We start from the raw sequence: 21600 nt of genomic DNA, 5'->3' as shown, positions 1-21600 counted from the left end.
ACGTAAACTCTCGTGTTCATACAAAAAGACTAGCTTTTTAAACATTAATTACCAAATACCCATAATCATGCCATACGAAAACCCCACTTCTTTACAAGTGGGGTCAATGAATTAGTTACGCTCGAGGACAAACGTATGGTATGCAGGGACTGTGACTCTGCCCGTCGTACGTTTGATTGTCTTCGTTCCAGCGCGGTCCCCGTCGACAATCACGTTCCACGTTCCTTTTGGAAGTTTCACGGATACAGCGTTCGGGTTTGCGTTATGTGTGATGTACAAGTCGTTCTTTTGTCCTGGTGCGTCTTCATCAATCAAGTACGTGATGACGTTCGCCTCAGACTTGTAGAATTTCAAGAAGCGCTTCACATCAGCCGCTTTCGTCATGCGGAGACCAGGGTTGGCTTTGCGCATCTCAATCAAGCCTTTCATGTATTGGACGTCCGCCTTACGGTCGGCTGCCCGCTTCCAGTCGAGCTGATTGATTGAATCCGGTGATTTGTACGAGTTATGGTCTCCTTCTTTCGTACGCATGAACTCCTGACCAGCGTGAAGGAATGTCGTACCTTGGCTCGTCAAGAGAATGCTCGAAGCGAGGCGGTGCATGTCTGTACGCACTTCTTCAGAAGCGTCAGGATTCGTCAACTCCAACTTGTCCCAAAGCGTATGGTTATCGTGTGCTTCGACATATGTGATTGCTTGCGTCGGTTCTTTCGTGAACCCCTTGATCATGTCGTTATACGTGATTTCCCCGACGATTCCTGTCTTCACGCGGTTCTCCATGCCTTCTTTTCCATTGATGAAGCCATTGTCTTCATCATAGAAGACGCTACCTTTCAATCCATCACGGATGTTGTCATTGAAGTGCGCAACACCAGGCATGTCGTAGGCGTTCTTTTGGTTTGCTTTGAGTTCGGCGTCAAGTGGCGTGCCGAGATCCCAGCCTTCACCGAAGACGAGAATCGATTTGTCGACTTTATTCAATTCTGCACGAACTTTGTTCATCGTATCGACATCGTGGATTCCCATCAAGTCGAAGCGGAAGCCGTCCCAATGATATTCTTTTGCCCAGTAGACGACTGAATCGACGATGAGTTTTTGCATCATCGCACGCTCAGACGCCGTATCGTTCCCGACACCTGTTCCGTTTGCGAAGTCGCCACCTGCCGTATAACGGTAGTAGTAACCCGGTACGATTTTGTGAAGGTTAGATGCCTGCGCGTCGAACATGTGGTTGTAGACAACGTCCATGACGGCACGTAAGTTGTTGTCATGTAGCCCTTGAATCATTTCTTTCATCTGACTGATCCGCACTTTGGCATCGTACGGGTTTGTCGAATACGATCCTTCTGGTGCGTTGTAGTTTTTCGGGTCGTAGCCCCAGTTATATGTTGCCGTCGGTTTCGTTTCGTCGACAGAAGCCGTGTTGTAGTCATAGACCGGGATGAACTGAACGTGTGTCACGCCAAGGTCTTTGACGTGGTCGAGTCCCGTCTTCGTCGCTGTCTTCTTCCCGTTCTCAATCAAGCGAGTTCCTGGTTGAACAACACCGAGGTATTTGCCTTTATGGCGGATTCCTGAATCATATGTGTTCGATGTGACATCAAAAATCGAGAAGTCACGGACGTGTGTCTCATAGATGATGGCGTCCGTTGCGTTTTTCAACTTCGGCTTCATTGAGTTCCAACGTTTCGGATCTGTTTCTTTCAAGTCGACGATGACCCCTTGGTCACCGTTCACACCGACAGCTGTCGCATACGGATCGACCGCACGGACTTTCCCTGTCGCATGTGTCACTTGATACGTATACCCGACACCGTCGAGGTCGCCGCGTACTTCAGCCACCCACGTGCCACGTTCCCCACGTTTCATCTGGATGACTTTTTTCAAGTCTTTGTCGTTCGCTGGTCGGTCTTTCGGCATGTTCCATAGCTCGAGCTCGACTTGTTGAGCCGTCGGTGCCCAAAGAACAAATTGTGTTTTTGATTTTTGGTATGTGATGCCGAGTTTCCCATTATAGGCATACTTCGCATCAAACTCTTTCGAGCGGAGTACTTTTCCTGCTTGAAGCGTCTGTTCACCAAACTCAGGATGTGAGGCTTTGATGACTTTTGCTAAATCGATATCTTCTTTGAATTCAATTGTGACCGACTTGTCACCAGCCTTTGTGATAGCAGCGACAGTTGCACCATCTACCGTCACTTCATCGATGAACGCATCCGTAATGACGCGGTTCGTCGTGAGCGTTGCTTGACGGAACGTGTCCGCCGAGAATGAGACGAGTTTCGGTGAGCGATCGATTTCAGGCTCTGAATAGTAAATCGTTGAATCGCCTTCAACGAGCCAAATTTCTTTCGCTGAACCAAGAACGAAGCGATCTTCTCCGTCTTTCTCCGTCCATTCTCCTTTTTTCGTGATCAAGCCCATAAGTTTTTTAGACTCCGGGTTGGCGAGCTTGACGTTCGCCACGCCACCAAATGCATCTGTCTCGTCAAACGCGATGCTCTGACCGTCCCCACCGTCTGGCCAAGCCCATAGGCCCCAGTCCGTGTATGTATTGTCGTAACGGAAATAGTGAACTTTCATATCAATCTCCGTTGAAGCCGTCTCCCCGTCCGGGTTCGACGTATAAATCTTCGAATCACCTGACTTGATCCACACTTCTGCGACACCATCTTGAATCATGTCGCTCGTGATGAAGCGGTCGTTCTCTGACCCTTTATCTTTGTCCCAGTTGTCCGTTCGAACGATGAGACCAATTTTTTCAGGTGAATCGACCGGGAATTCGTAAGCCGCCACCTTTCCGAATGCATCTTCCCCATTAAACGTGAAGCCTTTGTTCGGGAAGTAATCTGGGCCATTCGCCCAAAGCCATAAGTTCCAATCCTTTTCGTTATCCGGCGCCTCTTGATAATGGACGACGACGAGTGTCGACTTCCCTTTATCCAAAGCGGACGTCGGCATCGGAAACATTGACAGAATTAGTGCAAACGTTAGCACAACTGCCCATACGGGTTTCCATTGCTTTTTGACCATGAGGGTCCCTCCTTGTAGCACTATTTTGAGAAAACGCTTACACAAAAATTGTAAACGGTTTCCTTTAGCGAAGCAACGTTATTTTAGAAAAGGGTCAATTGGCATCATTCTTTTCACAGATTGTCTAAGGACAATGAACTAAAAAGACGGATGCCGATTATCATCGCGGAATCCGTCAGAGCTTATTCCATTCCTCAAGTGACTCCAAATACCACCGATAGCTTATCTTGATTTCTTCATCTGTCAAATCGGCTGACAAAAGCGAACGTGGCACGAGACCTGTGAACTTGGCGCCTCCGACATGCGCAAAAATATAAGAGCCGACTTGCTCCGACATGTATCTCGTCAAAAAGCCGGTCACATACTTTCCATCCTTGCTCTCGAAGACGATGTCGAGTCGACGTCCTTCCTGTTCATCGATGATCAACTGGTTGTATCGCCGGTGTTCTTCGTCCTTATGCTTATACATCGTCCCACGTCTCGCATTGTCATTAATCTCCCACTGATGGTCTTCTCTCTCTTTCGCCGTGAAGATTTTCTCGAGTATTCTGGGGTCATCAATCGTTAAGCAACAAAAGATATGTTCATACGACAGTTGATCGTCGTTCACTAAGTCCATGATGTCCGTCTTCGGGATGATTCTTGCCTTATAGCGCACCATCACGCGGCGGACGACCTCTTCTTTATCAAAAATCAACCACTGCTTCCGACGTTCAAACTTTTCATGTAGCATCTTATAATTCATACGACTCACCTCACGTTTCAGCATATCAAAAAACGACGCCCGCATTGGACGTCGTCTTATTTAGTTCCCGTATTTTTTGAACAACTGATAGTTCTTGTTCCCGCCTGACAAGTTGTAGACGTCGGTGAATCCGAGGTTACGAAGCACGTTTTGCGCCGCGTTCCCTGTCACCCCGCCGTTACAATAGACGACGGTCGGCTTGTTTTTATCCATGTCTTTCGCCGCTTCACGAAGGTTACCGAGTGGGACGTTGACCGCACAATCGACACACGCCTTCTCGAACTGCGCTGCTTTCCGCGTATCAATGATTTGCATGTCTTCCCCTGCATCGATTCGTGTCTGCAGCTCGGCTGGTGTGATGAGTCGTGCCGCCTTGTCGATACTGTTCGAAAGGACCATCCCCGTATACATGACCGGATCTTTCGTCGTCGAGAACGGCGGTGCGTATGCGAGGTCAAGGTGGAACAAGTCATCCACTTTCGCCTTCAGTGTGATGGCCGTGACGAAGACGTCGATTCGTTTGTCGACTCCTTCGAACCCGACGATTTGGATGCCGAGCAATTGACGTGTCGAACGGTCCGCGATTGCTTTGATCGTCATATCTTTTCCACCCATGTAGGCAGGCTTATCCGGTTTCGTGTTATGGAGCACCTCGATGTCATATCCGTGTTCGCGCGCTTCCTTCTCGGAAAGTCCCGTCTGCGCCACCGCAAGTCCGAACACTTTGAAGATACCCGTACCGAGGATGCCGCGATGCTCGAGATGCCCACCAGTGATCACGTCTCCAGCGGTCCGCCCCATCTTGTTCGCTGTCGAACCGAGCGGGCGCCAGATCGGTTTTCCTGTCACGATGGAGAAGCTCTCCGCGACGTCTCCAGCCGCATACACGTCCGGGATGTTCGTCTCCATACGTTCATTGACGGCAATCGCTCCCGTCTCACCTAGTTCCACTCCCATGTTCATGGCAAGTTCGACGTTCGGACGGACCCCGACCGATAAGATGACGAAGTCAGTCTCGATCGTCTTGCCGCTCTCCGTGACGACACGTTCCACATGTCCATCACCGACAAGTTCCGTCACCGTCTCCCCAAGCATGAGTTCGATCCCGTTCTTCTCGAGGTGTTCCTCGACGCGGCACGCCATGTCTTTATCGAGTGGTGGCATCACCTGCGGCACGCGCTCGATGATTGTCACGTCCACACCGCGTAGCTTCAACTGTTCGGCCATCTCCAAACCGATGAAGCCGGCACCGATGATCGTCGCATGTTTCGGGTTCGTCGAATCGACGAACGACCGTGTCGCTTCGGCGTGCTGAATGTTTCGGATTGGGAAGACGTTATCCGATTTCACACCCGGAATCGGGGGAATGATGCTCGTCGCCCCTGTGGCGAGGACGAGGACGTCATACGAGTCCGTGAACGTGTCACCTGTCTCTAAGTTTTCCACCGTTACTGTCTTCGCATCCTTATCGACCGTTGTCACGTTATGACGTGTCATGACGTCGATGTTGTAACGTTTCTTGAAGAACGCTGCGTCACGAGGTGTCAAATCGTCACGTGATTCTACTTCTCCGCCAACGTAGTAAGGAATGCCACAACCTGAATACGAGATGTCATAATCCCGGTCGTAAATCGTAATCTGGGCGTCCTCGTTATTCCGACGTGTTTTCGCTGCGACTGATGTCCCGGCAGCAACAGATCCAATGATGACTAGTTTCATATAACCCACTCCTTAATAAAGTAATAAGCTGATATAGAGGCCGAGCAACGTGATGGCCAGTGTCGGAATCGTCAAGATGATCCCGACTTTGAAATACTCACCCCATCCGATCTTAAGGCCTTTCGAGCGGAGCACGTGGAGCCAAAGGAGCGTCGCAAGTGATCCGATCGGGGTGATCTTTGGTCCAAGGTCGGACCCGATAACGTTCGCATAGATTAAGGCTTCCCGAATCTGTCCTGACGTATGCGTCAAGTCGATGGCGAGCGCATCAATCATGACGGTCGGCATGTTGTTCATGACCGATGACAAGATGGCAGCCAAGAAGCCCATCCCGAACGTCGCACTGATTGCGTTCACTGCGAACCAGTCAATGAAGTTGGCAAGTACTTGTGTCAGTCCCGCGTTTTGTAATCCGTAAACGACGATATACATCCCGAGCGAGAAAAAGACGATGGCCCACGGTGCACCTTTCACGACTTGAGTCGTCTCTACCGCAGATGACCGATTCGCCATCACGAGGAAGAACAAGGCGATGACACCGGCGACGAGCGAGACCGGGATGCCGAGCAAGTCACTCGTGAAGTAGCCGATGACTAACAAAGCGAGTACGACCCACGACAAGCGGAACATCGTATGGTCTTTGATGACCGACGCCGGTTCGACCAACTGAGACGCGTCATATTGTTTCGGGATGTCTTTTTTGAAATAGAGATACAAGACGAGCAGACTACCTGCGACTGCGAACACGTTGACGAATACCATCCGCGCCGCATACTCAGCAAACCCGATACCGAAGAAGTCAGCCGAGACGATATTGACCAGGTTCGAGACGATGAACGGGAGACTTGCCGTGTCGGCGATGAAGCCAGATGCCATCACATACGCCAACACGACCGCGTCCGGAAGTTTGAGTGCCCGCACCATCGCCAAGACGATTGGTGTCAAAATGAGCGCTGCCCCGTCGTTTGCAAACAATGCTGCGACGAGCGCGCCAAGTAAGGTGATATAGACGAATAGCTTCACCCCACCGCCTTTAGCGATTCGTGCCATATGTAAAGCGGCCCATTCAAAAAATCCAATCTCATCTAAAATGAGTGAGATCAAAATCACGGCGATAAACGTGAATGTCGCGTTCCAGATGATGCCCCATACCGTTCCGACGTCATCGAGGTTAACGACGCCTGAAAGAAGGGCGATGACGGCCATCCCCATCGCCGAGTAACCGATGCCGAGGCCTTTCGGTTGCTTGATGATGAGAAAGAGCGTCACCAAAAAAATTAGACTAGCAATCCACTGCACAATGAGTTCCTCCAATATCTCTTTTTATTCTTTTAGCAAGACGGTTGTAAACCGTGCAACACGAGCGTGATGCCATCTTCTGTCGATTCGACGTCGAGTGTAACGTTTTCCGCCAACGCCTCAGCTTCCTTCGCAACAGCAAACGTGAGTGTGTCGAACTGCTTCACTTCGTCTGTCTCTTCTGGTGTCGTCACGGCTAGACCGAGCGTCGGTCCACAGCAACCTGCCTCTGTGATGATGCGGACAGATTTTGTCTCTTCCTCTTCTAATGCGGTTTGTAAAAAGTCGATTGCTTCGTTCGTGATGTTCATTGTATTTTCTCCTTTCCTAATTGAGATAGCGCCGAGTATCCGACTGGCAGTTGTTCTTGCCATTCGAGAACCGTCGGACGCGGATAGTTGTTCACGCGCTCTAGCCAAATCGCCTCGCTCGCGACTTTCGATGTCAAGAGCTTACTCGTCACATCGAGTGGCGTAAACGATTGATTGACGACCCAAGCGAACGGTTGAATCGCTGCTCGTTGTAAGTCTGTTGTGAGACGCTCCGCTTCATATACTGGCGTCGCCTCAGGCAGTGTCGTGATGATGACGTGCGTTTGTTTTGGGTCACGCAGTTTCGGTAACAACTCTTGGACCGCTTCCGGAACGACGCCGGTCGACCGTTCGAGTTCACGATGATAGCTCTCCGTCGCATCTAATAACAGAAGCGTATGTCCCGTTGGAGCTGTATCGATGACGACGAAGCGGTCTTTCGCTTTCGCCACTTGATCAGCAAAGGCACGGAAGACAGCAATCTCTTCCGTGCACGGTGAGCGCAAGTCCTCTTCGAGCATCATCCGTTGCTCTTCGTTCATGTCTCCGGCTTCCCGGAACACATCTGCCCGATACTTCTCAATCTCGGTTTTCGGATCAATGGCATCGACGGTGAACGTATCTGAAACGTCCGCTCCAATCGTAAGAGCGACATGAGCGGCTGGGTCTGTTGTCGTCAAATGGACGGCATGACCTCGCTCGTGGAGCGCTACGGCCAGAAGCGAGGCGAGTGTCGTCTTCCCGACGCCACCTTTCCCCATCGTCATGATCACGCTCGGACCGCCCGCCTCCAGTTCGTCGACGAGTTGATCGATCGAGCCGTAACGACTCGTGTCATAGCGTGCATCCGAGATCACGACCGACTCCCCGCCCACAAATCGCCGGAGCGCCGATATCCCGACGAGATTCTCGTACGCATACGGGAGCGTGAACGTATCGAGGTCGACGATACTGTCTGGGAGGTATGACAGGGCTCGTTGTTGGCGTTCGATGAACCGCTTCGTGTAACGGTCTGTCCCTTCACTTGACTCGACAACACCGTTGATGATGAGTTGCATTCGCTCGATGCCGATGGCGCGAAGTTCTGTCGCGGCTCGTGCCGCTTCGACAAGCGTCGACTTTTCGGGACGAGCGACGAGCAGTAACGTCGTTTCCTGGTCGTCAGTGAGCGTCCCGACGGCTTGTTTATACTGCACTTGCTTATCCGCGAGACCCGCAAGTGGACCGAGGCAAGACGCACCTGTCGTATTCGTCTCTAAAAATTCATTCCATGCGCTCGGTAGTGTCAGTAATCGGAGCGTATGCCCAGTCGGTGCCGTATCGAAGATGACATGGTCGTATCGGTCCCGTGCAGCCTCTGACGTCAACAGTTCCGTGAATTGGTCGAACGCCGCAATCTCGACCGTACAGGCGCCAGACAACTGTTCTTCCATTGATTGGATGGCAACGTCCGGTAAAACGCCCCGATACGGACCGACCATGCTTTCCATATACTGTTTTGCCGCCTGTTCCGGGTCAAAGTTAGCAATTTCGAGCATCGTCCCTGTGACGGATCGCGGTGTCTCATCGAGCTCCATCTCAAACACGTCTTGTAGATTACTCGCCGGGTCGGTCGAGACGAGTAAGATCTGTTTTCCACGATTGGCGAGCGTTAAGGCGAGACTCGATGCCGTCGACGTCTTCCCGACGCCACCTTTCCCGGTCAAAAACACATAGCGGGTCGGTTCAATCGTCTGAAAATCAAATGGCTTCACTGTGAGCATCTCCTTATTTTTTGAGTGAGATTCGAACTTTCGGTTTTTCCCCATCTTGTTTGGCGAATGCGGCGATTGGTAGTCCCGTCAACTTCGCCATCTCTTCATTTGACAAATAAGCGCCCCGTTTCACAATCTTCCCGTCGACGAGCGTCATCGGGAGCACGTCGAGCCCGTTCATGATTTCGGCTTGGACGATGGCATTCTCGACGAATCGGTTCGGTTCCGATGCGAGATTATAGCGCGACACATCAAAGCCGCGTTGTTGTAACACGTAATGGATGGTCGCCACCCGCGTCAGTTCCGGGTCGATGGACGGTCCGCATAATCCCGTTGAACAACACATGGCTGGTTCAAACACTTCAAGTTTCATCTTTATCTCTCCTTAAATGGCACAGTTCGGCTCACAATCACAATTCGGTTCAGTCATCTCCACATTCGCTAATAAGTCGGTGACGAGCGGATAAAACGGACTCGTCTCATTCAATCGGTAATGAATCCATTGTTTGTCCCGACGCTCGAGTAAAAGTCCCGCCTGACGCAACATCTTCAAATGGCGACTGATGGCCGGTTGCGAAATATCGAAACAATCGACGAAACTACAGGCGCACTGTTCGCCTGCTTCCATCTGCTTCAACATCGTCAATCGGGTCGGGTCACCGAGCACTTTGAGCACTTTACTCAATTCTTCCACGGTATACATGGCTACTCCCTACCCCTCATATAACTTTCTTGTTATATAACCTATACGTTATGAAATTACCATAGTTTTTCACACGAATCAATTGTCATTTTGGACTAGATTCGGTATGATGAAACACGTTGAAAATGAACGGATTCCATTATTTTGATTTTCGTGAGACTCGAAAATCAAATCATTTTATACAGAAAGGTGTGTTCTTTTGGAAAGATTGAATACGTTGAAACATGAATGGTTCGGAAATATCCGGGCCGACATTTTGGCCGGGATCGTCGTCGCCTTGGCGCTCATCCCGGAAGCCATCGCCTTCTCCCTCATCGCAGGGGTCAACCCGATGGTCGGGCTTTATGCCTCATTCATCATCGCCATGGTCATCTCGATTGCCGGAGGTCGTCCGGCCATGATCTCGGCTGCGACGGGTGCGATGGCGCTCGTCGTCGTCTCGCTCGTCGCCGACCACGGTCTGCAGTATTTGCTTGCTGCCGGTATTTTGACCGGGATCATTCAAATCGTCCTCGGTTATCTCGGCATCGCCCGCTTGATGAAATTCATTCCCCGTGCCGTCATGGTCGGTTTCGTCAACGCGCTTGCCATTTTGATTTTCCAAGCTCAGTTGTCAAACTTTGAAGGGGAAAGCTGGATCATCTGGGCAATCGTCGCGGCGTCACTCGCCATCATCTTCTTGTTCCCACGTGTCACGAAAGCAATCCCTGCACCGCTCGTCGCCATCGTCGTGATGACGATTCTCGCGATCACGCTAGGACTCGATACGAAAAACATCGGGGACATGGGAACGATCTCAGCGACACTTCCGGACTTCTTATTCCCGGATGTGCCGTTCACGCTTGAGACACTCATGATTATCTTGCCGTACTCGATCTCACTCGCGTTCGTCGGCTTGATTGAATCGCTCTTGACGGCCCAAATCGTCGATGACATGACAGGAACAGACTCGAACAAGAACCGCGAGTCGCGTGGCCAAGGGATCTCGAACATCATTGCCGGATTCTTCGGTGGGATGCCAGGATGCGCGATGATCGGTCAGTCGGTCATTAACGTCTCCTCAGGTGCACGCGGTCGTCTCTCGACATTCACGGCCGGACTCGCCCTCTTCATCATGATCATGACGATCAGTGATGTGCTCATGCTCATCCCTGTCGGCGCGCTCGTCGGTGTCATGTTCTTCGTGTCGTACGCGACGTTCGACTGGGGCTCGCTCAAAGCGATGCGTACCGCTCAAAAGTCAGACACGGTCGTCATGCTCGTCACGGTCATCGTCACGGTCTTCACGCACGACTTGTCACTCGGTGTGCTCGGTGGAATTTTGACGGCTGCGATTTTGTTCGCTGCCAAAATTTCGAAAATCGACCTCGGTCGCCACATCACGTCGCATCGCGTAGACTATACGGTAAACGGACAACTGTTCTTCGCCTCGACATCTGAATTCGTCAACCAGTTTGATGTGACAGAAGATGTGGATGCAGGTGTCAATCAAGTCACCATCGATTTTGCGAATACGCATCTCTGGGATGACTCGGCCATCGGCGCCATCGATAAGGTCGTCTTCAAATACCGTGAAGTCGGGATCGAACCTGAACTTCTCAATTTGAATAAAGACTCTGAAAAACTACTCAACACGCTCGCACTTCACTTGAAGCAACAAGACGCGAACGCGGGGCATTGATTCGGCATTCCCCCGCTTCACCAAATCACCTATACTAAATGTAGAACGTGCGAAAGAGGAGGAGTTTTCATGGGAAAGGTATTTTTAGCGGCAGATGGTTCTGCCCACTCGAAACGTGCGCTTGAAAAGGCGATTCAACTCGCAAAGGCGTCCAATGCGTCGATTGACATCGTCCATGTCATCAGTGCGAAAGAATCAAAAGAGGCCGCCCTCAACTCAACGGGCAAAATCGACTTGGAAACGAAGCGGAAGCAGATGCTCAAACCGTTGTTCGATTTGACGGAAGCTGAAGGCATCCCTTACGAGTACATCGAACTCCGTGGTGAACCGGACGTCGAGCTCGTCAAATATGCGAACCACGAACCATATGAATATGTCGTCGTCGGATCACGCGGATTGAATACGTTCCAAGAGTTCGTGCTCGGTAGCGTGAGTCATAAACTCGCCAAACGTGCACTCGCTCCTGTCATCATCGTTAAATGATTCATCATCCCCATCTCGTTGTGAGATGGGGATTTTTTGTGTCTCATACAGGGGACGCTCTGTTCGTGTAGAATGTGTAAGGACAGTATATTTCTAAAGGAGGTTTTCGCTATGGACATCGCAAACGACCCGAATACACTTTTTCTCATCCTGTTACCTGTCCTCATCCTGCAACTCATCTTGCTCGTTGTCGCTTTGATTGACTTGTTCAAACGGGACATGACGAACGGCCCGAAATGGGTATGGCTCCTCGTCATCGTCTTCATCAACATTCTCGGCCCGATTATCTACTTCTTATGGGGACGGACACCGCGATGAACGTCACACAGTTAACGAAACGATTCGGTTCCTTCACGGCACTCGATGATGTCAGCTTTGAGCTGCGCCCTGGTTGCACCTCGTTACTTGGGGAAAATGGTGCCGGGAAGACCACCTTGTTGAATTTGCTTGCCCGCGTCACGGACCCGACGAGTGGCGATATGAGCGGACATGACCAGATTCGGGTTGGCTATTTGCCACAACGCCCCGCTCTCTACCCGTCCCTCACCCCTGTCGAGACGATTCGCTACGCTGCTGAATTGACGAGAACGAAACACGTTGATCCTATCCAACTATTAAAACGCGTCGGTCTTGAGCCGGTCGACCGTCCAGCCTCGAACTTATCGGGCGGGATGCGTCAGCGTCTCGGGATCGCCCAGGCGCTCGTCCATGATCCTGAATTACTGTTACTCGACGAGCCGGTCTCAGCTTTAGATCCCCGCGGTCGCCGGGAAGTGCTCGACTTATTGAACGACTTGAAACGAGAACGAATGATCCTTTATTCGACACACGTCCTTCCGGATGCCGAAGAAGCGAGCGACTGGGTGCTCTTGCTTCGACAAGGAAAATTACTCATGGAAGGAACGGTGACGGACTTGCTCGGATCAAAATCAACGATTGAGTTGCGTCTTTTCGACGATCCGACGAGCGAGACGGACTGGAATACCCTAGCCGGTGTGCGACGCGCGACAAAGACAGGTTCGACGTGGACGTTTGAGTCGACGGACCGGGATATCGCTGAACGTGCAATTTTAAACCGAATCCTCGAACTGAATGTCACCATCCAATCGCTACACGTCGGCCATCCGTCACTCGAGTCTTTGTTTTTGGAGGTGAACGCCTGATGCGCACGGCAATCTTTAAACAAGAATGGCGGGAGTCGTGGGCGAACAAGCGACTCATCTGGATTCCTATTGCTCTCATGCTCCTCGCCTCCATGCAGCCGCTCACGCTATATTTCTTACCAGACATCCTCGCTTCCGGCGGGAACTTACCGGACGGTGCCGTCATTGAGATTCCGACACCGACACCGGAAGAAGTATTGATCTCTGTCAGCGAACAGCTTCGCCAAATCGGGCTCCTCGTCATCTTATTGTCGGCGATGCATACATTCAGCCATGAACGGACGAACGGGACCCTCGCCTGGCTCAAGTCGTTACAAATCCCGACGTCGCGCATCGTCGTCAGTAAATGGGGACATTACGCTTTACTGACCGTCGGCAGCATCTTGCTCGCACAAACGGCAGCCGCCTATTATACGGTCATTTTGTTCGACGCATTCGACTGGCTCGACTTTCTCATATCGACCACACTCCTCATCTGTCATTTCGTTGTTCAGTTATCGATTTTCTTCCTTATCGCCGCGATGTTGGAAAGTGGTGTCGTCGCGGTCGTGTTGACGCTCGGCCTCCATTTTGTCATGTCGCTCCTCATAGGTTGGGTCGACCTCGATTGGATGCCTTGGATGCTCGGGCCGCTTTCGAGCGAAGTGCTCCTAACAGAAGCAGACATCATGTGGCCGCTCGTGACCGGAATGCTCGTCGTCATCCTCTCGCTTTATGTGGCGTCGAAGCGCCTTCGGTTTATGAGTCATTCGACGTAAACGTCCGATCTTTCAATTGAATCTTTTGCCTCAGCTTCAAATTGGAATAAATATGGGTATCTCTTCTGTATTCGTATGGAGGAGGTTCAATCGATGGCATGGAAAAGGAAAATCGGCATCGGATTTTTGATGGGTGCCTTATGGGTGAGTCCCCAACTCGTTTCCGCTGAAGGGTCGTTTCAACAGACCGAAGACGGAATCGTTTACACGTCGAGTGACGGGACGGTGTTGACGGGGTGGCAACAAATTGATGGCAACATATACTATTTCGATTCGGAAGGAATCCTTCTCACTGGATGGCAACAAATCGAAGAAGCTACATATTATTTTGAAACGGATGGTCGCCTCGTCACCGGCAGCTATTCCATCGACGGAACGACTTACACCTTTGGTGAAGACGGAAAACTGCTGAGCGGATGGCAAGAACGAGATGGGCTCCTCTATTACTACAACGAGACCGGTCTGCCCGTCACGGGATTCCAGACGATTGACGGCAAGCGCTACTATTTCTCAGACAAAGGTGTTCGCCTCTCCGGTTGGCAGCAAATTGCTGGCGCAAAGCACTACATCTTTTCAGACGGAACGATTCGTACCGGCATGTATACGCTCGGTGGAAAATCGTATTTCCTTCTGAATGATGGTAAAGTCGCGACCGGATGGCAGACAATCAAAGCCCGTTCCTACTACTTTGGAAATGACGGAATCCGCCGCCAAGGCTTGGCCTGGGTTGGGAAAGACGTATATGGATTCCACCCGACTTACGGATATAGCCTAAAAGGGGCATATCGGTTGCGCGACCGCAATTACTTGTTTGATTCAAAAGGAAAGCGCCTATATGGGTTACAACGGATCAATGGAAAAACATACGGTTTTCATCCCCAGTACGGATATCGTCTAAAAGGGAAATTCAAGATGGGCAATGAAACGTACTTCTTTCATTCGACCGGCGTACAAGAGACCGGATGGAAATACTCGACACGCTATGAGTACTTCGCCCCGGCACTGACGAAGAAGACGGACTGGCAGCTGATCAAAGGACAGTGGTACTACTTCGATGCCAACGGACGCATGTATCAAAACAAACGTGTCGGCAATGCCGCGTTTGATGCGAAAGGAGTCTATTCCCCTCGTCTATCGATGTATAAGATGAGCGTTCCTCTCTATCGGCAGTTCCCGATGGGGTACCCGTCCGGTTGTGAGTTCTTCTCGCTCAAAATGGCGCTCGAAGAAAAGGGTCGTGCTGTCAGCGCATCGACCTTATACAACGAGATGCCGAAGAGTATGTGGAACGCGCGTTATGAGAATCGGTTATACCGCTGGGTCGACCCGAACGTCATGTTCACCGGCGACCCGCGCCGTACGTTAGGCAAATACAAGAACTACGGCATTTACCCGAAAGGCATGATTGGATTTTCTAGTAAATATCGCCCGGTGAAAGATTTGTCGGGGCAAGGACTCGCTTCAATCGAACGTGAGCTGTCGATGGGCAACCCCGTCATCGTCTGGGCAAGTGTCGACTTCAATAAACCTTACGGCTATTTCAATTGGTACACTGCTTCAAACAAGAAGTTCACCGGTTACGTCAACTATCATGTCATGTTGGCGACCGGTTATGACAAATCAAATCTATATATCAATGACCCATATCGCGGTCGACTCGTCGTCCCGAAATCGAAAGTGAGTGCCGTCATGAGCGCCACGGGATGGAAAGCGCTCGCGGTCAGATAAGTGGGAACGTGTCTTTCATGAGAGAGACACGTTTTTTGCTGTCTGATTAGGAGAATAGTACGAAAAACAGAAATATAAATTCCTATTTTTATTCATAAACATTGAAATTAAACTTCTTAGTGGTACACTTCCATCAAGCATTTGAAGCGCTTACATTTCCTAAGGAGGAACTCTCATGAAAAAATGGATTGGTGGTATGGCAGCATTGACGCTACTCTCGACTTCAATCGTCTTGCTGGATGCGGACGCAAAATCTGAACCGAAAAAACCTAAGGTCGAGCTTGGTGTCGACCGCTTGATGGAGAATCCGGATATCTTGAAAGGAAAACGAGTCGGGCTGATCACAAATCCGACCGGGATCAACGCGGAGCGGACAAGCATCGTCGATTTGTTCGACCAGTCCGATGACTTTGAATTGACGGCACTTTACGGACCCGAACACGGCGTTCGAGGGGATGCCCAAGCCGGCTCAACTGTCAGCTCTTACATCGATGAGGTGACGGGGTTGCCCGTATATAGTCTATATGGCGCTACGAAAAAACCGACTCCTGACATGTTAGAAGATGTGGATGTGCTCGTCTTTGACATTCAAGACGTCGGGACTCGCTATTATACGTATATTTACACGATGGCCTACGCAATGGAGGCTGCTTCTGAGAATGGGATTCCATTCGTCGTCCTCGACCGCCCGAACCCCCAAGGCGGACTTCGTGTCGATGGTCCGGTGCTCGACCCTGACTACGCCAGCTTCATCGGGCTCTATCCGATTCCTTTGAAACACGGGATGACCGTCGGCGAACTCGCGCAGTTGTTCAACAGTGAGTATCACATTCAGGCTGACCTCGAAGTCGTCAAAATGAAGGGATGGAAACGTTCGATGATGTATGAGGATACGGGGCTTCCGTTCGTCATGCCGTCCCCAAACATGCCGACGACCGACACGGTCAATGTCTATCCTGCGACCGGATTGTTTGAAGGAACGAATTTATCTGAAGGACGCGGGACGACAAAACCTTTTCAGTTGATTGGCGCCCCTTATATACAAGCACACGAGTATGCGAAAGAGCTGAACAAGCTTGACTTGCCTGGTGTCGCCTTCCGGGCCGCTTCGTTCACGCCGACATTCTCCAAACACGCGGGCAAACTGACGCACGGGGTCGAGGTCTATGTCACCGATCCGACTCGATTCGAATCAACGAAAACTGGGATTGCGATGATTCAAACGGCACACGATTTATATCCCGATGATTTCGAGTTTTTAGCGAACGACTTCATCACGAAACTGACAGGCAACGCCTATGTGAAAGATATGATTCTCGAAGGAGCTTCGCTTGATGAGATTCTGACTAAAATCGAGGACGAACGGGATGCGTTCCTCCCGATTCGTAAAGACTACTTGATGTATAAGTGACAGAAGGATGGGCTCACGAAGAGTCCATCCTTTTTGTAATGAAATGGTAAAACCAAAAATCAACCAAATAATATAGAATATAAGAAGTTCACCAAAAGGAGTCGATTCATTTGAAAAAAATCATGACTGCCTTTCTCTTGACCTTCATTGTGTCGTTATCGGCAACGTTGTCACAACAACCCATCGTTGCACATGCGTATACGGAAGTATCGGTCAATACGAAAGGGTATGTGACAAATATTAGTAAATTGTACGCGCGTCCGACACCATCGCTCGGTGCCCCACGACTGAATGCCATTCCTCGTGACGGCTCGATGCGCGTACGTACCACCTTTTTCGTGAACGGAGAGCGTTGGTACAAGATTCAATGGGGCAGCGGGTACGCCTATGTACCAGGAGACTATGTGCGTCTGTCTACAGCGGAAGTTTCATTCACGACTCCGACCTACGTCAAACCTTCGAGCGTATACGTGAAGTCCGCGCCGCTGACGACTTCGTCGAACGTCAAATTTTTACGTCAAGGCACGGCACTCGAAACGATCTCGTATCGCTATACGGGAACGTCTCGATGGTATAAAGTCCGTTACGGTTCGTACGTCGGGTATCTCCAAGCCAAGCATGTCAGCTTCACGTCGCCAGTCAACGTGTTAACAGAGACGAACAAAGAACGACAGGCAGCCGGCTTATCGCTACTCGCCGCTTCGAACGAAGCGAACCGTGTCGCACAAGTCCGAGCGGATGAAATGGCTAGGACAGGTCAGTTCTCCCATACGTTGAAGGAGAACGGTACGCCTGGTGATACATTACGTGCCTATGGCGTGTCATACCGGGGATGGGGAGAAAACATCTATAAAGGCTCGAGCGATCCAGTCCGAGCAGTGGACGCCTGGATGAACAGCAGCGGTCACCGTGCCAACATCTTGAACGCGAACTATACACATCTCGGGATTGGGAAAGCGACCGATGCCCGAGGGTCAACCATTCACGTTCAAATCTTTTTGACGAAATAATCAATGGGAACCAGTCACATCTGGGGCTGGTTTTTTCGTACAAAAAAGAGCGGGTTCGCACCCGCCCCACCTCTTATCTATTCATACCTCATGCTCTTTCACGAGAACACGAAAACGCGGTCGGACGGTCAATTCTATTGACGTCACGGTCCGCTTCCGGTCTTCCGCGAGGACGATCAACAGCTCCGCATGGTCACGTCGGTCTTCTAAGATTTCGACCTTGCTGACGGTCCGAAGTAATTGATAGTAAAGAAGTTCCCCGTCCCGGTCTTTCACATTGATTTCAAACTCGTGATAGCTCGGGGAAATTTTAAAGTAGAACGTCTCCTCTTTATTGGTGAATCGAAAAATCGACTCGTCATAGTAAAATGGTAACGTCGAATCCATCCGTTTCGGTTCGACTGTACAAAATGCAGACAGTACGATTTCGTCCGGGAATAACGCCCCCTCATGTTTATTGAATTGCCACCCTTTCATCCCAATCCCTCATTTCAACACAATAATTATCTGAATAATTAGATTATTGCACATTTTAGTTGATTCTGACAGGTATATTCGTGACAATCCACGAACACCTTTGTGTAGAATGATGAGTCTTTCACATGAGAAAGGAGTACATCTATGTCAATCATCTCGCTCGATCATGTCACGAAACGGTTCGGGGACACCATCGCCTTGAACGACCTTAGTCTGAGCGTCGAAGAAGGCGAACTGTTCGGCCTCCTCGGTCCGAACGGTGCCGGTAAGACGACGGCCATTTCCGTCATGTTGAATCTATATGAGGCGGACTCGGGAACGATTCATATCTTTGGTCAATCGATGCCAAAAGACGAACTGTCCATCAAGCGACGTGTCGGGATTGTTCCGCAACACGTCTCCGTCTATGACCAGCTGACCGTGTACGAGAACATTCAATTCTTCGCCGAATTATACGGATTCAGTCCAAAAGAAGCGAAACAAAAGACCGAGGCCGCGATTGCGTTCGTCGAACTCGATGCCCATCAAAAGAAACGCCCACCTGAACTGTCCGGCGGTCTCCTCCGCCGTCTCAACATCGCGTGCGGAATCGTCCATGAACCGGAACTCATCTTCATGGATGAGCCGACCGTCGCCATCGACCCGCAATCACGGAACACGATTTTAGAGAATATTCGTGAACTAAACCGTCGTGGTGCCACCATCATCTATACGTCACACTACATGGAAGAGGTCGAGCTGCTCTGCGACCGCATCGCCATCGTCGACGAAGGAAAAATCATCGCTGAAGGGACACAAGATGAGCTGAAAGACCGCGTCATGACGCTCGAGACAGCCCGCATCAAAGTCGATGCGCTCACCCCGAACCTGCTCGAACGGCTCGATGCACTCGACCACGTTCAAAAAGTGCAATATGAGGAACCGTATATCGAAGTGTCGCTCGATAAAGATACGCCGCTCGCTCCGCTCCTGGAGACGCTTCATCAGGAACATGTTCACTTCACGTCCATCACGGTCGATCGTCCTTCCCTCAATACCGTCTTTTTGGCATTGACCGGGAAGACGCTCCGGGAATAGGAGGTCCTTTCATGTGGACATTTATCAAATATGATGTGAAACAGCGGCTCCGAGATCGTGCGACACTTTTTTGGATGCTCCTCTTCCCGCTCATCCTCATCTTCGGACTTGGGACGATGCTATCGGCCGTCTTCAGTGACACGTTCAAACTCCCCATCACGAACGTCGCGTACGTCGAAGCATCGACCGACCAGTATCGAGAACCGCTTGAGAACTTTTTGAACGACGAAGACATTCAGGCGTTCATCCGCCTCGTCCCTTATGAAGACATCGCGTCAGCCGAGCAAGGTGTGAACGACGGGGATGCCGACGTCATCTTACGACTCGATGGCAGTGACATCACGCTGCTATACGAAGAGCCGACGACCGTCGAGTTTGATGTCCTTGAAGCCATTCTCGGTCAGTATACGGCAATCGCCAATCAACAGATCACGCTCGCAGAGTCCGGTCTATCAGCACCCTACGAGAACGAAGCATGGCTAGATACGGAGAGTGTCGATTTGGAGGGGCGGACCCCGACATCGCTTGAATACTTCACTGTCACCATCTCCATCATGACCGCACTGTTCGGGTCGTTTTATATCACGGCGATGGCAAGGGAAGAACAACCGAACACAGGTAGCTATCTACGGATTCAAGCCGCTCCTGTCCGAACGCTCCAATATCGGCTCGCACGGACGTTCAGCCGCTACGTCATTATTTTGCTTCAGCTCATTTTGTTGTTCTGGTTCAGTCATTTCGTCTATCGGACGTTTGATTTGGCGAATATCCAGTTCGGTTATTTAATTCTTGCCTGGCTCGCCTTGACCGCGTACGGGGTCGCCATCGGGTTTGTCATCGTCAACCTGCCGAAGTTGAGTACGACGACGAAAGATGCGGTCGTCAACGGCTTCGTTGCCATCATCATGATTTTATCAGGGGGCTACGTTCCCGGATTCGATCAAGTGACGCTGAACTATGCGCCATGGGCCGCATATGTGTTCATGCCGATTTTCATGCGCGACGGGATGCTCGCCGTCATGCTTCGGGGAGGCGATATGAGCGTTTATTGGGAAAGTCTCGGTCTACTCGGCATTCATTTACTTATTTTCATCGCACTCAGCTATCTTCTGTCGAAAGGGGTGAGACGTCATGGTACTCATTAGGCACGTCGCCAAACGGATGCTCCGAAAGAAAGGGCTCTGGGTGTTCACGTTTGTCTCGATGTTCGGGTTTGCGCTCATCCTCTCCTTCGTCGGGGGGACGTCGAGTCTTAATGCGTCGATCGGCATTGTCGATGAGGACGGGGACATTCTCGCCGAGCGCCTCATTGAAGAAGCCGAGCGTTTTGGTCGTGTCACCATGCTCGAGACGAGCGGCGAAGACGTTTTGTTAGAAGGAGAAGATATCGTGCTTCTCATTCCTGAAGATTTTACAGAACAATCGTTCAATGGCGATATGCCTCTCCTCTCGTTCTCCGCAATCGCCGGCAGTGACGCTTCTTTAGTCGAACAGGCATTGAACGGTCACTTGTCACGTGAACGCCAGCTTCTTGAGGCGAGTGAATATGACGAAGCCACATTCACCCAACTCGCGACCGAGGAGACAGAGAACGGGTACACGCTCTCTAGCGAACCGTTCCAAGAGAGCGTCGCGACGACCGCACGCACACAAGCGTTTTTCGGTCTCTTGTCGTTCATCATGATGTCGACGTTCCTCCAGTTCATCCCGATGTTTGTCGCGGATGACCGGGACGAGAAGATTTATGCCCGCCTGTTCGCCTCACCGGTGTCACCACGGCGGTATTTCGCATCACTTCTTCTCGCCTTCTATCTCGTCGGCTTCGTCTATGTCATGCTGTTGATTGGCGTGAGCCTCGCGCTTTACGGTCAAGACGTGTGGACCCATCTCCCGACCGTCTTCGCCTTGTTCTCGGCCTATCTGCTCGTCTGTCTGGCATTTGGTGGCCTCATCGCGGTATTTGCGACGAATCGAGAGAAGGCGAACATCTTTCAAATATCGGTCACGATGGCATCTGCCATCACCGGAGGCGCGTTCATCAGTCTGCTTTGGTTACCAGATTCATTGAAACTTGTCGGACGTTTCCTACCGACCTATTGGCTAAATAACGGGGTCATCACGATGTACGAAGGACAGTTTCCGTTCCTCTCCATTCTCGTCATGATTGGCATGACCGCCGTCGTCTTCTTGTTGACGGTTCTCGTCTTGAAGAAGCGTCCACTCACCGTTTGAAAAAGCGAGTCCTCCC

Annotated in this window: 20 protein-coding genes; 11 read left to right on the top strand and 9 right to left on the bottom strand. The window is 50.9% G+C overall.

Features of this window, described 5'->3' with window-relative positions; translation table 11 throughout:
* Nucleotides 1-111: 111 nt before the first annotated feature.
* The 8 genes from pulA to ACQKD4_RS02690 form a co-directional block, all read right to left on the bottom strand.
* Nucleotides 112-3033, bottom strand: coding sequence for a type I pullulanase (pulA, locus tag ACQKD4_RS02725; protein WP_427372412.1), 2922 nt, complete (start codon nucleotides 3031-3033; stop codon nucleotides 112-114).
* 175 nt (nucleotides 3034-3208) lie between these two features.
* Nucleotides 3209-3778, bottom strand: a complete 570-nt coding sequence (locus ACQKD4_RS02720; protein WP_427372411.1) for a hypothetical protein — start codon at nucleotides 3776-3778, stop codon at nucleotides 3209-3211.
* A 60-nt stretch (nucleotides 3779-3838) separates the two neighbouring features.
* The gene (locus ACQKD4_RS02715) at nucleotides 3839-5497 is read right to left on the bottom strand and encodes an FAD-dependent oxidoreductase (protein ID WP_427372410.1); all 1659 of its coding nucleotides are present in this window, start codon (nucleotides 5495-5497) and stop codon (nucleotides 3839-3841) included.
* Between the two features lie 12 nt (nucleotides 5498-5509).
* Nucleotides 5510-6796, bottom strand: coding sequence for an arsenic transporter (locus ACQKD4_RS02710; protein ID WP_427372409.1), 1287 nt, complete (start codon nucleotides 6794-6796; stop codon nucleotides 5510-5512).
* A 32-nt stretch (nucleotides 6797-6828) separates the two neighbouring features.
* Nucleotides 6829-7107 carry a Fe-S cluster assembly protein HesB gene (locus tag ACQKD4_RS02705; RefSeq protein WP_427372408.1) on the bottom strand — a complete coding sequence of 93 codons (279 nt, stop codon included), beginning with the start codon at nucleotides 7105-7107 and terminating at the stop codon, nucleotides 6829-6831.
* Nucleotides 7104-8870 carry an arsenical pump-driving ATPase gene (gene arsA / locus ACQKD4_RS02700; RefSeq protein WP_427372407.1) on the bottom strand — a complete coding sequence of 589 codons (1767 nt, stop codon included), beginning with the start codon at nucleotides 8868-8870 and terminating at the stop codon, nucleotides 7104-7106. The genes ACQKD4_RS02705 and arsA overlap by 4 nt, the downstream gene beginning before the upstream one ends.
* Nucleotides 8871-8874: 4 nt before the next feature.
* Complete coding sequence (gene arsD / locus ACQKD4_RS02695) at nucleotides 8875-9234, bottom strand: arsenite efflux transporter metallochaperone ArsD (RefSeq protein ID WP_427372406.1); 360 nt, start codon at nucleotides 9232-9234, stop codon at nucleotides 8875-8877.
* Nucleotides 9235-9246: 12 nt separating this feature from the next.
* Nucleotides 9247-9564 carry an ArsR/SmtB family transcription factor gene (locus ACQKD4_RS02690; protein WP_427372405.1) on the bottom strand — a complete coding sequence of 106 codons (318 nt, stop codon included), beginning with the start codon at nucleotides 9562-9564 and terminating at the stop codon, nucleotides 9247-9249.
* A gap of 199 nt (nucleotides 9565-9763) precedes the next feature.
* On the opposite strand from ACQKD4_RS02690, the gene ACQKD4_RS02685 reads away from it, so the two are divergent.
* From ACQKD4_RS02685 to ACQKD4_RS02650, 8 genes are all read left to right on the top strand, one after another.
* Complete coding sequence (locus ACQKD4_RS02685) at nucleotides 9764-11245, top strand: SulP family inorganic anion transporter (protein ID WP_427372404.1); 1482 nt, start codon at nucleotides 9764-9766, stop codon at nucleotides 11243-11245.
* 69 nt (nucleotides 11246-11314) lie between these two features.
* The gene (locus tag ACQKD4_RS02680; RefSeq protein WP_214693889.1) at nucleotides 11315-11728 is read left to right on the top strand and encodes a universal stress protein; all 414 of its coding nucleotides are present in this window, start codon (nucleotides 11315-11317) and stop codon (nucleotides 11726-11728) included.
* Between the two features lie 111 nt (nucleotides 11729-11839).
* Nucleotides 11840-12046, top strand: a complete 207-nt coding sequence (locus ACQKD4_RS02675) for a PLD nuclease N-terminal domain-containing protein (RefSeq protein WP_078147432.1) — start codon at nucleotides 11840-11842, stop codon at nucleotides 12044-12046.
* On the top strand, nucleotides 12043-12891 hold the full coding sequence (locus ACQKD4_RS02670; protein WP_427372403.1) for an ABC transporter ATP-binding protein: 849 nt from the start codon (nucleotides 12043-12045) through the stop codon (nucleotides 12889-12891). The genes ACQKD4_RS02675 and ACQKD4_RS02670 overlap by 4 nt, the downstream gene beginning before the upstream one ends.
* The gene (locus ACQKD4_RS02665; RefSeq protein ID WP_427372402.1) at nucleotides 12891-13649 is read left to right on the top strand and encodes an ABC transporter permease; all 759 of its coding nucleotides are present in this window, start codon (nucleotides 12891-12893) and stop codon (nucleotides 13647-13649) included. Before ACQKD4_RS02670 ends, ACQKD4_RS02665 begins: the two co-directional genes overlap by 1 nt.
* Nucleotides 13650-13742: 93 nt before the next feature.
* On the top strand, nucleotides 13743-15377 hold the full coding sequence (locus ACQKD4_RS02660; RefSeq protein ID WP_427372401.1) for a C39 family peptidase: 1635 nt from the start codon (nucleotides 13743-13745) through the stop codon (nucleotides 15375-15377).
* A 175-nt stretch (nucleotides 15378-15552) separates the two neighbouring features.
* Entirely contained in the window at nucleotides 15553-16788 is a 1236-nt protein-coding gene (locus ACQKD4_RS02655; protein ID WP_427372400.1) for an exo-beta-N-acetylmuramidase NamZ family protein, read from the top strand.
* A 110-nt stretch (nucleotides 16789-16898) separates the two neighbouring features.
* The gene (locus ACQKD4_RS02650; protein ID WP_427372399.1) at nucleotides 16899-17798 is read left to right on the top strand and encodes a CAP domain-containing protein; all 900 of its coding nucleotides are present in this window, start codon (nucleotides 16899-16901) and stop codon (nucleotides 17796-17798) included.
* Between the two features lie 81 nt (nucleotides 17799-17879).
* Here ACQKD4_RS02650 and ACQKD4_RS02645 read toward each other — a convergent pair whose 3' ends face one another.
* A complete protein-coding gene (locus ACQKD4_RS02645) occupies nucleotides 17880-18275 on the bottom strand; it encodes a hypothetical protein (RefSeq protein ID WP_214693899.1) in 396 nt (131 codons plus the stop codon).
* 144 nt (nucleotides 18276-18419) lie between these two features.
* Here ACQKD4_RS02645 and ACQKD4_RS02640 point away from each other — a divergent pair, with 144 nt between their 5' ends.
* The 3 genes from ACQKD4_RS02640 to ACQKD4_RS02630 are packed head-to-tail and all read left to right on the top strand — an operon-like array spanning nucleotide 18420 to nucleotide 21584.
* Nucleotides 18420-19352, top strand: a complete 933-nt coding sequence (locus tag ACQKD4_RS02640) for an ABC transporter ATP-binding protein (protein WP_427372398.1) — start codon at nucleotides 18420-18422, stop codon at nucleotides 19350-19352.
* Between the two features lie 11 nt (nucleotides 19353-19363).
* Complete coding sequence (locus tag ACQKD4_RS02635) at nucleotides 19364-20497, top strand: ABC transporter permease (RefSeq protein ID WP_427372397.1); 1134 nt, start codon at nucleotides 19364-19366, stop codon at nucleotides 20495-20497.
* A complete protein-coding gene (locus ACQKD4_RS02630) occupies nucleotides 20484-21584 on the top strand; it encodes an ABC transporter permease (RefSeq protein WP_427372396.1) in 1101 nt (366 codons plus the stop codon). Before ACQKD4_RS02635 ends, ACQKD4_RS02630 begins: the two co-directional genes overlap by 14 nt.
* The last annotated feature ends 16 nt before the right edge of the window (nucleotides 21585-21600 follow it).

The organism is Exiguobacterium sp. NPDC077395 (assembly GCF_050269125.1).
Classification (GTDB): Bacteria; Bacillota; Bacilli; order Exiguobacteriales; family Exiguobacteriaceae; genus Exiguobacterium; species Exiguobacterium aestuarii_A.
This window is presented reverse-complemented; position numbering and strand designations above follow the sequence as displayed.

What these genes read in the sequence shown, in the direction of transcription:
- ACQKD4_RS02670 (WP_427372403.1), top strand. Translation starts at nt 12,043, where the DNA reads ATGAACGTCACACAGTTAACGAAACGATTCGGTTCCTTCACGGCACTC.
- ACQKD4_RS02675 (WP_078147432.1), top strand. Translation starts at nt 11,840, where the DNA reads ATGGACATCGCAAACGACCCGAATACACTTTTTCTCATCCTGTTACCT.
- ACQKD4_RS02660 (WP_427372401.1), top strand. Translation starts at nt 13,743, where the DNA reads ATGGCATGGAAAAGGAAAATCGGCATCGGATTTTTGATGGGTGCCTTA.
- ACQKD4_RS02715 (WP_427372410.1), bottom strand. Translation starts at nt 5,497, where the DNA reads ATGAAACTAGTCATCATTGGATCTGTTGCTGCCGGGACATCAGTCGCA.
- arsA (WP_427372407.1), bottom strand. Translation starts at nt 8,870, where the DNA reads ATGCTCACAGTGAAGCCATTTGATTTTCAGACGATTGAACCGACCCGC.
- ACQKD4_RS02665 (WP_427372402.1), top strand. Translation starts at nt 12,891, where the DNA reads ATGCGCACGGCAATCTTTAAACAAGAATGGCGGGAGTCGTGGGCGAAC.
- ACQKD4_RS02690 (WP_427372405.1), bottom strand. Translation starts at nt 9,564, where the DNA reads ATGTATACCGTGGAAGAATTGAGTAAAGTGCTCAAAGTGCTCGGTGAC.
- ACQKD4_RS02635 (WP_427372397.1), top strand. Translation starts at nt 19,364, where the DNA reads ATGTGGACATTTATCAAATATGATGTGAAACAGCGGCTCCGAGATCGT.
- ACQKD4_RS02630 (WP_427372396.1), top strand. Translation starts at nt 20,484, where the DNA reads ATGGTACTCATTAGGCACGTCGCCAAACGGATGCTCCGAAAGAAAGGG.
- arsD (WP_427372406.1), bottom strand. Translation starts at nt 9,234, where the DNA reads ATGAAACTTGAAGTGTTTGAACCAGCCATGTGTTGTTCAACGGGATTA.
- ACQKD4_RS02655 (WP_427372400.1), top strand. Translation starts at nt 15,553, where the DNA reads ATGAAAAAATGGATTGGTGGTATGGCAGCATTGACGCTACTCTCGACT.
- ACQKD4_RS02680 (WP_214693889.1), top strand. Translation starts at nt 11,315, where the DNA reads ATGGGAAAGGTATTTTTAGCGGCAGATGGTTCTGCCCACTCGAAACGT.
- pulA (WP_427372412.1), bottom strand. Translation starts at nt 3,033, where the DNA reads ATGGTCAAAAAGCAATGGAAACCCGTATGGGCAGTTGTGCTAACGTTT.
- ACQKD4_RS02645 (WP_214693899.1), bottom strand. Translation starts at nt 18,275, where the DNA reads ATGAAAGGGTGGCAATTCAATAAACATGAGGGGGCGTTATTCCCGGAC.
- ACQKD4_RS02640 (WP_427372398.1), top strand. Translation starts at nt 18,420, where the DNA reads ATGTCAATCATCTCGCTCGATCATGTCACGAAACGGTTCGGGGACACC.
- ACQKD4_RS02720 (WP_427372411.1), bottom strand. Translation starts at nt 3,778, where the DNA reads ATGAATTATAAGATGCTACATGAAAAGTTTGAACGTCGGAAGCAGTGG.
- ACQKD4_RS02705 (WP_427372408.1), bottom strand. Translation starts at nt 7,107, where the DNA reads ATGAACATCACGAACGAAGCAATCGACTTTTTACAAACCGCATTAGAA.